Below are 14,288 nucleotides of genomic sequence, written 5' to 3'. Positions count from 1 at the left end.
GCTGACCCCTATCGCTTGATACTCGCAGGTCGCGTCGCCATCGTGGAAAGGTCGGTCGGATCATTTCGAGGTAGTGGGGACCATCATGCGCCGCAAACTCACCGGGCAGGACAGTTCGGGTCGCTCTGCCTTCGCCGGCCACCTCAACCCTTTGCTCCGCGACTGCGACGTACGCCAGGCACACATCAAGCACTGGGTGACTGCGCTCCTGATACTCATGGTTCCGGTGTCGCTGTGGATCGGTGCCACCGCCCACACCGATCAACAACAACGACTCGAGGACCAGAAGAGTTCGATTCACCAGGTCACCGCGACCACGACGGCCGTTGCTCAGACCACGTCCGTCGCATCGACCGAATTCGGCTCGTCCGGTGCTGCAGCTGCGACCGCCGTCGACTCCCGGTGGGTCTACCGAGGCGTCGAGCACACCGGACGCGTCAGCGTCGACACCGGATCGCCTGCCGGTACCACCACGCAGATCTGGGTCGACAACCGCGGCGATCTGAGCATGCGACCACTGACCTCCTCGGACGTCGTCGCCGCGTCCATTTTCAACACCATCGGTAGCTGGGTGCTCGTGGCGACCGTTCTCATCGGTGTCTATCAGCTGATGCGCTTCCGCTACGACGGTCGACGGGACGCCGAGTGGGACCGCGACATCGCCGCTCTCCTCCGCCAGTACTGACCCGCCGCCGCCGAGCCGTTCCGCGGCCGCCACGCGGTTTCGTAATGGATAGTTAGCGTATGTAATAATAATCCAGTGAGTCACTCCGACGCAGACATCCGGGACCTCCTGTCGCAATTGGTCACCAGCTCGTCACGCTTCGTCCGGTTGGCCGCACGGTTCGGCAGCGACGAATGGCCGAGAGCGTGGATGCGAGCGCTGTCGTTGCTCGAGGAATATCAGCCACTGCGTGTCAGTACGTTCGCCGAGCTGGACCGCTGCTCCCAACCGTCGGCGACGGCCTTGCTCGCCAAGCTGAGCAAGAGTGGCCTCGTCACCCGAACCGCCGATCCCGACGATTCCCGTGCCGTCCTCATCGAGATGACCGACGCCGGCCACCGCTGGCTCGCCGCGAGTCGACGCCACATCGTCGACGGATTGGTGCCGTACCTGTCCGACCGCGACCCGGAACAGATTCAGAAACTGACCGACGGACTGAGCGAGCTTCGCAGCATCCTCGAGCCCGTCGATCGCGGAATGAGAGGAACTTCTTCGTGACCACCAGCGCCTCCCCCGACAGCCTGCTGAAGCAACCGCGTGCGGTGTGGGCCGTCGCGTTCGCCAGCGTCATCGCCTTCATGGGCATCGGCCTCGTCGATCCCATCCTCAAGCCCATCGGTGAACAACTCGATGCCTCGCCGTCTCAGGTGTCGTTGCTGTTCACCAGCTACATGCTCGTGACCGGTGTCGCGATGCTGATCACAGGAGTGGTGTCGAGCCGCTTCGGACCCAAGCGCACCCTGCTGGTGGGACTGGCGATCATCGTCGTCTTCGCAGCCCTGGCAGGCACGTCCGGATCGGTCGGCGAGATCATCGGTTTTCGCGCAGGCTGGGGACTGGGCAATGCCCTGTTCATCGCGACGGCGCTGTCGACGATCGTCGGTGCCGCATCCGGAGGTGTCGCTCGCGCGATCATCCTCTACGAGGCCGCGCTGGGCATCGGTATCGCCACCGGCCCCCTCGTCGGTGGAGTTCTCGGCGGGTTCAGCTGGCGCGGACCGTTCTTCGGGGTTGCCGCACTGATGGCCGTCGCGTTCATCCTGCTCATCGTCATGCTCCCGGACACCCCGAAACCAGCGCACACCACGTCGATCCTCGATCCGTTCCGCGCGCTTCGTCACCGCGGCCTGCTCACCGTCGGCATCACCGCGCTGCTCTACAACTACGGATTCTTCACCCTCCTCGCCTACACCCCGTTCCCGTTGGACATGGGCACGTACTCCATCGGATTCATCTTCTTCGGCTGGGGCCTGTGCCTGGCGATCGCGTCGGTGTTCATCGCACCGAAGCTGCAGCGGGCCTTCGGAACGCTGAACATGATGATGCTCGCGCTGCTGCTGTTCGCCCTCGATCTGGGCGTCATGGCGATGTTCACCGAGAACAAGACCGTCCTCATCGTGGGAACCGTCGTGGCCGGATTGTTCCTCGGCGTCAACAACACGCTGATCACCGAGACCGTGATGATCTCGGCACCGGTCGAGCGCTCGACGGCATCGGCGGCCTACAGCTTCGTTCGCTTCACCGGCGGGGCCGCGGCACCGTATCTCGCGGGCAAGCTCGGCGAATCGAACATGCACGTTCCGTTCTGGGTCGGTGCCGCCTGCACCGCGTTGGCGATCGTGGTCCTGGCCACCGGCCGGAAGGTGCTCGCTCACGTCGACGACCACGAACCTGCACCTCACAGCATCGACGAGGCCCGTGCGGTGACCGTCGGCGACTGAATTACGGTCACCTGAAAGGGTTTTCGCGGCGGTCGAGATGTACGCGTCTCGACCGCCGTTGCGTGTCGGGAATCTCTCTCGCCACATGAGTCCCATCAGTAACACTTTCATAACCAATTCTCAGGTAAAGCCATTAACGGTTTGCGAGACCGGCCGGTTGGTTTACGGTCACGTCAACACGGTTGTTCGTGTGACTCACCAACAACACCCGTTCCGCGTGGGAGGGCGGGTGCGCGCAGCACGATGCTGCCACTGACCGAAGGGCCACCATCTTCATGTCGCAGAAGTCGATCGCCAGGTCCAAGAAGGCACGCCTCGCCGCTGCCGGGGCCGCCATGGCACTGTCCCTCTCCATCGCTGCACCGGGAATCGCCAGTGCACAGGAGCCGAGCACGCCGGAAAGCTCCGCCGTCGAGCAGCCGGCCACCGAAGGCGGCACCGAATCCGGAGCCCCGACCGCAGGGGAGGGCGCAGCGGTCGAAGGATCCGCCACCGTCGACGGGCAGATCCAAGCACCCGCTGTGACCTCGGAGGATGCGGCTGCCGCCGCGGCCGACGCTGCGGCTGCCGTCGCTGCGGTCCCGGCCCCCGAAGCACCGTCGAGCATCCGACCCCTGCCCCAGATCGTCCCCGGCATCGTCATGAACGAGGACGGAACCGCGACGGTCAACCTCGACATCATCCCGCAGCTCTCCGACGCCGAGAAGAAGGCAATTGCCGACGCCGAAGCGGCCAGCAAGCTTGCCGCTGAAGCATCTGCCGCCGCTCAGGTGCGCCTCGACACAGCCAAGGCCGCCGACACCGCCGCGAGTAGCGACGCCACCAAAGCGGAGGTTGCCGCGGCCGAGGCCGACGTCAAGGCAAAGGCAGCCGTCACGGCCGCCGCATCGGCCAAAGTCCAAAGCGAGGCCGCGAGTGCGGCAGTCACCGCAGCCAAGAACGACGCTGCCGAGCTGAAGACCACGGCCGACGAGGCCACGGCTGCAGCGGACCAGGCCGCAGCCGACGCCAAGACTGCAGAGGATCTGGCCGTCGAGCTCGAGGCCGCAGCGGTATCGGGCGATCCCGAAGCCACCGCCGCAGCCACGGCCGCCCGCGCCGACGCGAATGCGAAGGCCGAGCTCGCTGCCAGCGCCAAGGTCGAGGCCGATGCGTCGACCAAGGCAGTCGAGGACTCCGTCCAGGCACTGCAGGACTCGTTCAAGAACTTCAACCTCGCCAAGGTCGCCGCTGCCACCAGGGCCGCAGCCGCCACCGCGGCCAAGTCGCTCGCCTTGCACATCGAGGCTCAGACCGCAGCTGCAGTGGCCGCTATGGCCGAGCAGAACGCCAAGAACCTCGAAGCCGCAGCCGACGCTGCCGCAGGCGAGGAGACCGAATCGGAGAAGGCCGCAGCCGACGCCCGAACAGCAGCCGACGCGGCCAAGGCCGACGCCGACGCGAAGGCCGAGGCAGCAACCGCAGCCCAGGCCGCACTCGACGCCGCTCCGTCCGACGCCGACATCGCTGCGTTGGAGGCCGCGGCTGCCGACGCCGCACAGGCGGTGACGGACGCCAACGCCGCAGTTGTGGCTGCCGATGCAGATCTGGCAACCAAGACCGAGGCAGCCGCCACAGCCAAGACCAACGCCGCCGCAGCAGCCGCCACGCTCAAGACCGCACAGGACGAAGCAACGGCCGCGAAGGCCAACTCCGACGCCAAGGCCAAGGTCGAAGCGGATCTCAAGGCCGAGGCCGCCGAACTGGCCGCCAGCGGACCGAAGTTCGAGTGGACGATCAATCTCGGAAATGTTGTCCGCGAGGACGTTCCGGTCACCGAGGTCGACGAGAACACCGTCGTCGTCGACAAGACCGGAGTCTCCCTCGTCGGTGTCAGGAACGAGGACGGATCGTTCACCGTCGCGGATTACTTCACCACCGACGAGAACGGCGTCGTCAGCGTTGCCGGCGATCTGCCGCCGGTCGATCTCGCTCTCGGCGATTCCTCCGACGAGGCGTCGGGCGGATCGGACAGCTCGTCCAACACCCCGGTGATTCTGGCCGGAGTCGGCGTGGTCGTGGTCGCGGCAGCAGGCGGAGCGTTCTACCTGCGTCGCCGCAGCTCCACCGATGCCACCTCGTAACACCCGCTGGCTGTGGACGGCGATCCTGACTCTCGTTCTACTCGTATCTGGTTGCGCGAGTGACGAAGTCGGGATCGCCGCGCCCGACCGCTCGCCGGTGCAGTCACAGATCTCGGTGGCTGCACCGGCGAGCGACGTCGCGCCCGCTCAGCCGGAATACATCGAACTCCGGTCCTCGGACGGCACGACCTATCTGAGCAGCCCCATCCATCCCGACCCGCTCTACCGCGGCGGCGACAGTGGTCAGGTACTGAACCCGGTCGACGAACTGCCCGCGTGGTGGGCCGAGAGCGGCATGCCGGGAACCTCGACCGAACAAACGGTAGTGGTTGCGGGACATAACTATTCGAAGCGCGATGCTCCGTTCAAGACGTTGCGCGTGGTGACACCGGGCGACACCGTCGCGTTGCGCACAGCGAGCGGCACCCTGGAGTACGCGGTCGAATCGGTCGGCCCTCTACCGAAGGGATCCCTGCTGGCGGACAACGAGCTCCGACGCTCGGTGCCGGGGCGATTGATCCTCGCCAACTGCGACGTCCAAGGCGGCGAACCCACCGACGACAACTTCGTCGTCGTCGCGCAACTGGTTCGCTGACTCGCTCTTTCGGGACCGGGGTTACAGGCCGAGGTCCGCCAGGCCGAGGAGGGATCGATATTCGAGCCCCTCGGCGGCGATGACCTCGTCCGCCCCGGTCGCCCGATCGACCACCGTGGCCACTCCGACGACCGTCGCACCCGCGTCGCGCAGAGCCTGCACGGCAGTGAGGGGAGAATTTCCGGTAGTCGTCGTATCCTCCACCACCAGAACACGTTTGCCGACGATGTCCGGTCCCTCGATCTGACGCTGCATGCCGTGCGCCTTCGCGGCCTTGCGCACCACGAACGCATCGATCGGACGCCCCTCGGCATGCATGATCGACATCGCCACCGGATCTGCACCCATCGTCAGACCGCCGACCGACACGAAATCCCAGTCGGCAACCAGGTCACGCATCAACGAACCGATCAGCGCACCCGCCCGATGATGCAGAGTCGCGCGACGCAGATCCACGTAGTAGTCGGCTTCTTTGCCCGAAGACAACGTGACCTTCCCGTGCACGACGGCAAGCTCTTTCACCAAATCGGCCAGTTCCTGCCGGTCCGAATTCGCGGCACTCTCGGCCATGTTCGGATTCCTCTCGTCGCACCACGGATCTTCGATAGGTCGGTACGAACTTACCCACCGACGCCCGCCAGCGCTCCCGCCGGCTCCGCTGATCGTTCTGCTACTAGGCAGCGATCTCGGCCGACTGCTGCTCGTCGAGCTGTTCCTTGGTCTCCACGAACGGTTCCGGTGCGGTCAACGAGCGAGACCTGGCGACGAGCGAGGACGGGAACGTGCCGATCGCCTGCGACAACCGGTACGCATTGTCGTTGTACACGCGCACCGCGCCTGCGATACGACGCTCGGTGACGTTCAGTTCTCCGGCCGGGCCTTGAAACGACCAATTACCCAACGCATTCTGACGCGCATCGGCATCGGCGAGCACAGCATGAAACGAGGCGGACAACGCATTCTCGGCAGCGGCCTGCGCCTGCAGACCCAGGCTACGATCGCGTACGGCCTTGGACCACGAACGCGCACCGCCGAGCTGACGCAGCAGATCACCGGACAGCCCGGTGGCCTCCGCCGCGGCGAGGAACGGGCCCAACTGCTCGTGACGCCGATCGAGCTCGACGTCGACCAGCCGCAGACTCTGCTCCGTCTGCTCGCTGTATCGAGCGAGTCGACGCACCGCGATCACCACGTAACCGACCACGACAACCAGGACCAGGACCAGGACTGCCACGACAACACCTGAAGAAACCGTCACAAGGTACGAATTTAGCCGCGTAAGCGCGTCTGCGCCCGTAAACACGCCGAACTTTCGTCAGGGCTGATTGCGTCGGCGCTCCGAGTCGAACGGAATCGGACGCGATGCGGGCGGACGCGGCACCGGACGAGACGGACTCGCCGAACGTGCGGCCTGCGGACCGGCCGCATCGGGCCTCGGCGGACGCGGCCTACGTCCCGGCTCCTGCGGACGCGGCTCCGGGGTGCGGGGCTCCTGAGTACGGGGCTCCGGAGTACGGGGCTCAGCTGCTCGAGGAGGCCGAGCCCGCGGCTCGGGTGTCTTGGGAGCAGGGGTTCTCGGCTCGGCAACGCGCGACTCCGGGCTTCGAACCGCCTGGATACGGGGTTCCACCACGCGGGGCTGGGGATTCTGCGGCACGCGCGCTTGCTGAGTGCGTGCCTCCTGCACCAGTGGCCTACCCGGATCGCTCCGATCACGGCCGGGATCGCCGGGGCGAGCGCCGTAGACCGCGCTTCCGCGAACCGGGGGCAGCACGTGCAACATGCCCGACAATCGCGCGACCGCGTCGATCGCGGCATCCCAATCGCGACCGGAACTGCTCAGCGGCAGAGATCCGAGCGTCCAGTCCTTCTCGCTCCACAGGAGCTGCAGATTCGCCGGGATGGACTCGGTGAACGCAGCCATCCGCTGGTCGCAGACACGCCGAGCGATATCGACGTCGGTGGCGAACACCACGCGCGGACCGATGGAGCCGAGCAATTCCATGTCCTCGTCGCGCGGCGGTGGCGTCGAGCGGGGCCTCAGGTCGATGTCTACATCGGATCCGACCGAGCGCTGCACGGCCACGATGGTGCCCGTCTCCTCGACGTCGAAGAGAACGAACTCCTCACCTCGCCGAACGCCGGTCACCACTCCGAGAGCCACGTCGAACTCGGGCTTGGACAGGGCAGCGCGAGAGAACCGAGTGACCAGTTCTCGATCGTGCGGTCGATACTCGTACCCCTGCGCCTTGGCCCACATCTGCCGTACACGTCCGGACTGATCTCGCTTGGACCTGTCGATGTAGAGCAGCGCCACTGCACCCATCAGTGCAATTGCCGCAAGGCCGAACCACATTGCCGTCATCGCGAACCACCTTAATCGACATCAACACCTTCGTAGCCCACCACCGCCGGGTCCTGTGAACGGTCCCTACAGCAACTCGGGCTGCTATCCGCCGAGATTCGGCGTTTCGATGATGACGTTCGCGCGAATCGTTCCGTCCTCGACTGCCTCGCCCTGCACCACAACCCCCGCGCCGACGGTCAGAGACGCGACGTCGCTGCCGCTCAACGAGATGATCTGGGTCTGGGGAGTGGTCTGCACCGTCACCGGAGCGCCGTCGAGTCCGTCGATGGTGAGCGTCGAACCGTCGTTCGCGGTGATCGTCCCCACGGCCGAACCGAGCTGCCCGAGAATCTCGGGAATTCCCCCCGGGATCAGCTCGGGCGTGGTGGCCGTGCCCGATTCGGTGGGCTGCGGCGTGGTCGTGGGCGCACTCGAGGTAGGCGGCCGAATCGACGTCGACGTCGACGGACCGGTGGCAGTGGTGCTGGGCTCGTCCGATCCACCGCTCAGGAAGGAAATTCCGAACACCACGACGATGGCGAGGACGACGAGTCCGATCAGCGCCAGAACCCACGGTCGGGGCCCCTTGCTGCCGGAGTCGGCGGCGTTCGGTTCTTGGGTGGGAGGCGGAGCGCCGTACTGCTGAGGCTGGCCGAATTGCTGAGTGTGACCGTACTGCTGGGGCTGCCCGTACTGCGCTGTGTCGTATCCCGGGGCCTGGTTGTACTGCTGGGGCTGGCCGTACTGCTGGGTCTGGCCGTAGGCCTGATTCGCCGCCGCCTGCTGCTCGGGGTCGTAGGGCGGAAATGCCTGCGTGGGCTGATAACCGGGCGGATAGGCCTGCGGGTCCGGGTTCTGACCCGCCTGTGTCGGATACTGCTCCGTCGGTTGCGAGCCGTCGGGATACTGCTGGGCACCGGGGTACTGCTGTCCGTAGTCCTGGGTCGGCTCGGATGACTCCGCCTGGCGTGCCGCGTCCTGATCGCGTTCTCGAGGTGACCGCGGGTCGTCCGGATTCGTCATTCCACGAGCGTACCTACCCGGTACACCCCGGTTGAAGGCACAAAACAGGCCCACACGAGCAGTGCTCGTGTGGGCCTGTTCCGGGAAGACCTCGGCTAGCCCAGGATCAGGCGTTCGCCATCCGGGCTGGCATTGACCGACACCACATCGCCGTCGTGGATGTCGCCGGCAAGCAACAGCTTCGCCAGTTGATCTCCGATGGCCTGCTGGATCAGCCTGCGCAGTGGCCGGGCACCGTAGAGCGGGTCGTAGCCGCGGGCCGCGAGCCACATCTTCGCCGGCGACGACACCTCGAGCGTCAGGCGACGGGCCGCCAGGCGCTTGGCGAGGAAGCCGAGCTGGATGTCGACGATCGACTCGAGCTGATCCTCGGACAATTCGTCGAACACCACCACGTCGTCGAGTCGGTTGACGAACTCGGGCTTGAACGAACGCCGCACCGCGTCCATCACCTGCTCCTTGGTACCGCCGGCACCGAGGTTGGAGGTGAGGATCAGGATCGTGTTGCGGAAGTCGACGGTCCGGCCCTGGCCGTCGGTGAGCCTGCCTTCGTCCAACACTGCGAGCAGGATGTCGAACACGTCGGGGTGCGCCTTCTCGACCTCGTCGAAGAGCACCACCGTGTACGGACGCCTGCGCACCGCCTCGGTCAGCTGGCCACCGGCCTCGTACCCGACGTATCCCGGAGGTGCACCGACCAGGCGAGCGACGGCGTGCTTCTCGCTGTACTCGCTCATGTCGATGCGCACCATCGCGCGTTCGTCGTCGAAGAGGAACTCCGCCAACGCTTTCGCCAGCTCGGTCTTACCGACACCGGTGGGTCCCAGGAACAGGAACGACCCCGTCGGACGGTTCGGATCGGCCACACCGGCGCGAGCACGTCGGACGGCGTCGGACACCGCTTGTACTGCGTCCTTCTGTCCGACGACTCGCTTGCCGAGTTCGTCTTCCATGCGAAGCAGCTTCGCGGTCTCGCCTTCGAGCATCCGGCCCGCCGGAATTCCGGTCCAGGCTGCGACGACGTCGGCGACGTCGTCCGGTCCCACTTCCTCCTTGAGCATCACGTCGCCCTGAGCCGGCGAGTCCTCGGTCTTGGCGGCGAGCTCCTTCTCGAGAGTCGGGATGCGTCCGTAGCGCAGCTCGGCGGCCTTGCCCAGATCGCCGTCGCGCTCGGCGCGGTCGGATTCGCCGCGCAGGTTCTCGAGCTCCTCCTTGAGGACCCGCACCGAGTCGATGGCGTTCTTCTCGTTCTGCCAGCGTGTGCTGAGCCCGGCGAGCTTCTCCTGCAGATCGGCCAGCTCCTGACGGAGCTTGTCGAGCCGGGCCTTCGACGCGTCGTCGGTCTCCTTCGCCAGGGCCATCTCCTCGATTTCGAGACGACGGACGGCACGTTCGACCTCGTCGATCTCGACGGGGCGCGAGTCGATCTCCATCCGCAGACGGGATGCGGCCTCGTCGACGAGGTCGATTGCCTTGTCGGGCAGGAACCGCGCTGTGATGTACCGATCGCTCAGGGTTGCCGCGGCGACCAGGGCGGAGTCCGTGATGCGGACGCCGTGATGGACCTCGTAGCGTTCCTTGAGTCCACGCAGGATGCCGACGGTGTCCTCGACCGAGGGCTCGCCGACGTAGACCTGCTGGAAGCGCCGCTCGAGCGCAGCGTCCTTCTCGATGTACTTGCGGTACTCCTCGAGGGTCGTCGCACCGACGAGTCGGAGTTCGCCGCGGGCAAGCATCGGTTTGATCATGTTGCCCGCGTCCATCGCGGATTCGCCGGTCGCGCCCGCTCCGACGATGGTGTGCAGCTCGTCGATGAACGTGATGACCTGGCCCGCGGAGTTCTTGATGTCGTCGAGCACGGCCTTGAGCCGCTCCTCGAACTCACCGCGGAACTTCGCGCCTGCGACCATCGAACCGAGGTCGAGGGAGACGACGGTCTTGCCGCGCAGGCTCTCCGGAACATCTCCCGCGATGACGCGCTGCGCGAGTCCTTCGACGATGGCCGTCTTGCCGACGCCGGGTTCGCCGATGAGCACCGGGTTGTTCTTGGTGCGCCGTGAAAGAACCTGCACGACGCGCCTGATCTCGGTGTCGCGTCCGATGACGGGATCGAGCTTGCCTTCTCGGGCCAGCGCGGTCAGATCGGTGCTGTACTTCTCCAGCGCCTGATAGGTGTTCTCGGGATCTGCGCTGGTGACCCGAGCGCTGCCACGGACGGCTTGGAACGCGTCGCGCAGCTCGTTGGGTCCGGCTCCGTGCCCGGTCAACAGCTTGGCGACGTCGTCGCTGCCGGCAGGAGTGGAGCCTGCGGAACGACCAGTTCCACCAGCCAGGCCCACCATGATGTGCTCGGTGGAGACGAACTCGTCGTCGAGTTCGGTGGCCAGGTGCTGCGCTGCGGTGATCGCGGCGAGGGTTTCACGGCCGAGTTGCGGAGTGGTGGTCGAACCGGTTGCCGAGGGCAGTCGGTCGACGAGGCTCTGCGCTTCTCGGCGCACCGTTGCAGGGTCGACGCCGACGGCCTTCAGCAGTGGAGTGGCGATGCCGTCGGTCTGATCGAGCAACGCCACCAACAAATGTGCCGGACGGATATCCGGGTTACCGGCCGCGGATGCGGCCTGCAGAGCAGCGGAAAGTGCTGCCTGCGACTTCGTGGTGGGAGTGAAACTGTCCACCGGTCACCTTCTTTCCAGAGTGGAGTGCAAAGCCTGTCGATGACTACAACCATAGACAAGTTGAGTCTGTTCCGCTCAACCTTGTTTTTCTCCACATCAGGTGAAATGCGGGATATCCTCGATCGGTCTACTTTGGTGACGGTCGGCGGTGACTGTGCATCAGCAGTGATTCGGTGGGGTGGAGGTGGATCGATGCTCGACGCACGCACGATCTCCCTGGTTCGCACCGGCTTCAAGTCCGTCGTGGCCGCTCAGGACGGCCCGGCGCGGCTGTCCCGGTCCTTCTACGGCCATCTCTTCGCCGAGCACCCCGACTTCCGCACTCTGTTCCCCGCGTCGATGGATGCATTGCGCGAACACTTCGCCATGGCACTCGGTTACATCTTCGAGCATCTCGATGACCCCGACCGAGTCGAACCGTTCCTCGAGCAACTCGGCTGGGACCACCGCAAGCACGGAATCTCCGGCGCGCATTTCCGTGCGGGCAGCTCGGCTCTGATCAGCGCGTTCCGCACCTTCGCCGGCAACGAGGTATGGACCGACGAGGTCGAGACGGCTTGGAGCGACGCACTCACCGTCGTGAGCACTGCGATGGCCGTCGCCGCCGACGACGACGAGCTACCGCCGTTCTGGAGTGCCACGGTCGTCGAACATCAGCGGGTGCTCGACGACCTCGCGGTGGTGCGGCTGAAGACCGACGGCGAAATCCCGTACTTCCCCGGGCAGTACGTCAGTGTGCAGATTCCGCAGCGGCCCAAGCTGTGGCGATATCTGTCCCCTGCCATCCCCAGCAATCCGTACGGCGAGATCGAGTTCCATGTTCGACGCGTCTCCGGGGGTTGGGTGTCGCCGGCGATGGTCACCGAGACCGCTGTGGGTGATCGCTGGTCCATCAGCCCGCCGCTGGGCGGGATGCACGTCGATCGCGCGATCCGCGAGGACGTGCTGATGATCGCGGGAGGCACCGGCCTGGCTCCGCTGCGCGCGCAGGTCATGGAGATGGCGCAGCGCAGCAACAATCCGCGGGTGCATCTGTTCGTCAGCGGGACGTATCCGTGCGATCTCTACGATCTGGACACTCTGTGGCAGTTGTCGCTGTCGAATCCGTGGCTGACAGTCGTTCCGGTGACCGAGGAGCTCGAAAATCCGTGGTGGTATTCGGGCACACCTCGCGAACTACCGTGGGGAATGCACCACCGTCTGCACGGCGCGGTGGGCAAGGTGGTGACCCAGTTCGGCTCGTGGGCCGATCGGCAGATTCAGATCTGCGGGTCGCCGTCGATGGTACGGACGACGATCTACGCCCTCCGCAAGGTCGGCACGCCGATGGAGCACATTCAGCACGATCCGTTCTGAATTTCGTTGCGCTGCAAGGAAATCAGCTCGACAAAGACTTCGGCGGCAGATCCTCGACGATTTCGCCGGCCACCAGTCGCGGACTCCAGGTCTCGGTGATGAGTCGGCCGTCTCCGGTGATGATCGCGTCGGGATCGGGATCGATCAGAATGGGATATCCGGTGTCCGCGGTGGCCAGGACGTTCTGCACCAACAGGCCGTTCTCGATGGTGTAGTACACGCGAACCGGATGCAGGTCGGAGTCGAAAGCCCATGGGCGGCCGATGAATATCACTGCATCGCCGAGATCGTCGAGTACCGACACCGAGCCGTCGTGCTCGAGCCGCAGGCTCCACCGGGGCGGCATGGACGTGGCGAACTCGAACCTGTGGGGCGCTCGCGCGTCGAGCAGGTGGATCATCAACAGCGCACCGTCCCGGGGATCTCGTTGCGGGACAACCACTTCGAACGATCCGCATTCGTAGAACCTGGACCCGAACGGTCCCGGGATACCTGCGCCGAGATCGTCTGCGATGGCGAGTTCGAGCCGAACGAACCCGGAGCCGTCCTCGGCCCGGAGCATGATCCCCTCGGACGGGTGCGGCATGGGCGACTCGTCCCGCGGGGCGTAGGACAGCACTGCGCGCAGCAGCGGCTCGACCACCTCCGCGTCACCGTCTCGTGAATCGAACGTTCGTCGACGACCGGTCATCTCCACCCCCTTCGCCTGGCAATACAGTCTGCCACCGAGGCTCTGATCACGCGTCCGATTCTGCGGAAAACCATTCGTTCGACCCAGTTTCCTGGGCACCCGGCTGCGCAGACTCGGCCCCGCACGTCACCCACCGCATGAAACCGATCAGTACGATTTTCGGATGAATTTCTGCAGGTCAGCCACGGTTCGCCGGAATCACGGCAGCGGCTACTATGAGCCGGTTCGGTCCGCGGCGGACCGATCTGCCCGGGTGGGCAGCGGCTGTATCAGGAAGGCACACACATCCCCGATGTCCGCTGATTTCGCCGCACGTCTGAACCATCTGTTCTCCACGATCCACCCGCCCGGACGCAAGCCACACACCAACGCCGAGGTCGCCGACGCACTCGCCCTGCGCGGGCACCAGATCTCCAAGCCGTACATCTCGCAATTGCGGTCGGGGCAGCGCGCCAATCCGTCCACGGACACCGTGGCGGCGCTGGCCGCGTTCTTCAAGGTCAAGTCCGACTACTTCTTCGACAACATCTATGCGTCCAAGGTCGATCACGACCTCGAACTGCTCACCCAACTGCAGGGATACGGCCTACGCCGCCTGTCCGCCCGGGCATTCGACCTGTCCGAGGAATCCCAGAACCTGCTCAGCTCGATGGCCGAGAAGCTCCGCGTGAGCGAAGGACTCCCCGCGGTACCGCCGGACAGCACCCTCTAGGACAGAAACCCTCCAGGACCTACCCTCAGGACCCGGCCTTGGCCGCAATTCGCGCCTGCACTTCGGGACGCCTCAGCGGCGGCACCGTTGGCGGTGGCTGACGCCGCTCCGGAAGCGCATCGAGGAGCCGGTGCGTCGTTGCCGTCACCTCGGCGACGGCCAGCTCGAAGGCGTCACGGGTGGCGTCGGACGTCTTCTGCACGCCACTGATCTTGCGGACGTACTGACGCGCGGCCGCTTCGATCTCCTCGTCGGTGGCGTGGGGTTCCAGGCCTCGCAGGGTGGTGATGTTTCGGCACATGCGTCGACGATAACCCTGCA

At 65.6% G+C, this 14,288-nt stretch carries 14 protein-coding genes; 7 read left to right on the top strand and 7 right to left on the bottom strand.

The features are described 5' to 3' along the window. Positions 1–85 precede the first annotated feature (85 nt). The 5 genes from R4P57_RS21530 (at position 86) to R4P57_RS21510 (ending at position 5,163) form a co-directional block, all read left to right on the top strand. Positions 86–685: a hypothetical protein gene (locus R4P57_RS21530; protein WP_317804882.1), complete on the top strand. Its 600-nt coding sequence runs from the start codon at positions 86–88 to the stop codon at positions 683–685. 75 nt (positions 686–760) lie between these two features. Continuing rightward, positions 761–1,222 carry a MarR family winged helix-turn-helix transcriptional regulator gene (locus R4P57_RS21525; protein ID WP_317804881.1) on the top strand — a complete coding sequence of 154 codons (462 nt, stop codon included), beginning with the start codon at positions 761–763 and terminating at the stop codon, positions 1,220–1,222. Beyond that, the gene (locus R4P57_RS21520) at positions 1,219–2,445 is read left to right on the top strand and encodes an MFS transporter (RefSeq protein WP_317804880.1); all 1,227 of its coding nucleotides are present in this window, start codon (positions 1,219–1,221) and stop codon (positions 2,443–2,445) included. The genes R4P57_RS21525 and R4P57_RS21520 overlap by 4 nt, the downstream gene beginning before the upstream one ends. A gap of 275 nt (positions 2,446–2,720) precedes the next feature. Then, positions 2,721–4,568: a hypothetical protein gene (locus R4P57_RS21515; RefSeq protein ID WP_317804879.1), complete on the top strand. Its 1,848-nt coding sequence runs from the start codon at positions 2,721–2,723 to the stop codon at positions 4,566–4,568. Continuing rightward, positions 4,555–5,163, top strand: a complete 609-nt coding sequence (locus tag R4P57_RS21510; RefSeq protein ID WP_317804878.1) for a class F sortase — start codon at positions 4,555–4,557, stop codon at positions 5,161–5,163. Before R4P57_RS21515 ends, R4P57_RS21510 begins: the two co-directional genes overlap by 14 nt. Positions 5,164–5,184: 21 nt before the next feature. On the opposite strand, the gene pyrE is transcribed toward R4P57_RS21510, so the two are convergent. The 5 genes from pyrE to clpB all read right to left on the bottom strand — a co-directional run bounded on the left by pyrE (position 5,185) and on the right by clpB (position 11,208). Continuing rightward, on the bottom strand, positions 5,185–5,733 hold the full coding sequence (gene pyrE / locus R4P57_RS21505; RefSeq protein ID WP_317804877.1) for an orotate phosphoribosyltransferase: 549 nt from the start codon (positions 5,731–5,733) through the stop codon (positions 5,185–5,187). Positions 5,734–5,836: 103 nt separating this feature from the next. Then, positions 5,837–6,397, bottom strand: a complete 561-nt coding sequence (locus R4P57_RS21500) for a LemA family protein (protein WP_317804876.1) — start codon at positions 6,395–6,397, stop codon at positions 5,837–5,839. A gap of 81 nt (positions 6,398–6,478) precedes the next feature. Next, positions 6,479–7,528 carry a hypothetical protein gene (locus R4P57_RS21495; protein ID WP_411742408.1) on the bottom strand — a complete coding sequence of 350 codons (1,050 nt, stop codon included), beginning with the start codon at positions 7,526–7,528 and terminating at the stop codon, positions 6,479–6,481. Positions 7,529–7,612: 84 nt separating this feature from the next. Continuing rightward, positions 7,613–8,533, bottom strand: coding sequence for a DUF5666 domain-containing protein (locus R4P57_RS21490; RefSeq protein WP_317804875.1), 921 nt, complete (start codon positions 8,531–8,533; stop codon positions 7,613–7,615). Positions 8,534–8,628: 95 nt separating this feature from the next. Next, complete coding sequence (gene clpB, locus R4P57_RS21485) at positions 8,629–11,208, bottom strand: ATP-dependent chaperone ClpB (RefSeq protein WP_317804873.1); 2,580 nt, start codon at positions 11,206–11,208, stop codon at positions 8,629–8,631. Between the two features lie 192 nt (positions 11,209–11,400). Between clpB and R4P57_RS21480 the strand changes: the two genes are divergently transcribed. After that, positions 11,401–12,564: a globin domain-containing protein gene (locus tag R4P57_RS21480; protein ID WP_317804872.1), complete on the top strand. Its 1,164-nt coding sequence runs from the start codon at positions 11,401–11,403 to the stop codon at positions 12,562–12,564. A 22-nt stretch (positions 12,565–12,586) separates the two neighbouring features. On the opposite strand, the gene R4P57_RS21475 is transcribed toward R4P57_RS21480, so the two are convergent. Continuing rightward, the gene (locus tag R4P57_RS21475) at positions 12,587–13,255 is read right to left on the bottom strand and encodes a hypothetical protein (RefSeq protein ID WP_317804871.1); all 669 of its coding nucleotides are present in this window, start codon (positions 13,253–13,255) and stop codon (positions 12,587–12,589) included. A gap of 292 nt (positions 13,256–13,547) precedes the next feature. Here R4P57_RS21475 and R4P57_RS21470 point away from each other — a divergent pair, with 292 nt between their 5' ends. Further along, entirely contained in the window at positions 13,548–13,967 is a 420-nt protein-coding gene (locus R4P57_RS21470) for a helix-turn-helix domain-containing protein (protein WP_317804870.1), read from the top strand. Positions 13,968–13,992: 25 nt separating this feature from the next. Here R4P57_RS21470 and R4P57_RS21465 read toward each other — a convergent pair whose 3' ends face one another. Further along, positions 13,993–14,268 (bottom strand): DUF2277 domain-containing protein, encoded by a 276-nt coding sequence (locus R4P57_RS21465; RefSeq protein WP_094614592.1) that lies wholly within the window; start codon positions 14,266–14,268, stop codon positions 13,993–13,995. Positions 14,269–14,288 lie beyond the last annotated feature (20 nt).

The sequence above is a fragment of the Rhodococcus sp. IEGM 1330 genome (genome assembly GCF_033142445.1).
GTDB lineage: Bacteria > Actinomycetota > Actinomycetes > Mycobacteriales > Mycobacteriaceae > Rhodococcoides.
The sequence above is the reverse complement of the archived record's forward strand: the minus strand, read 5'-3'. Positions and strand labels throughout refer to the sequence as shown.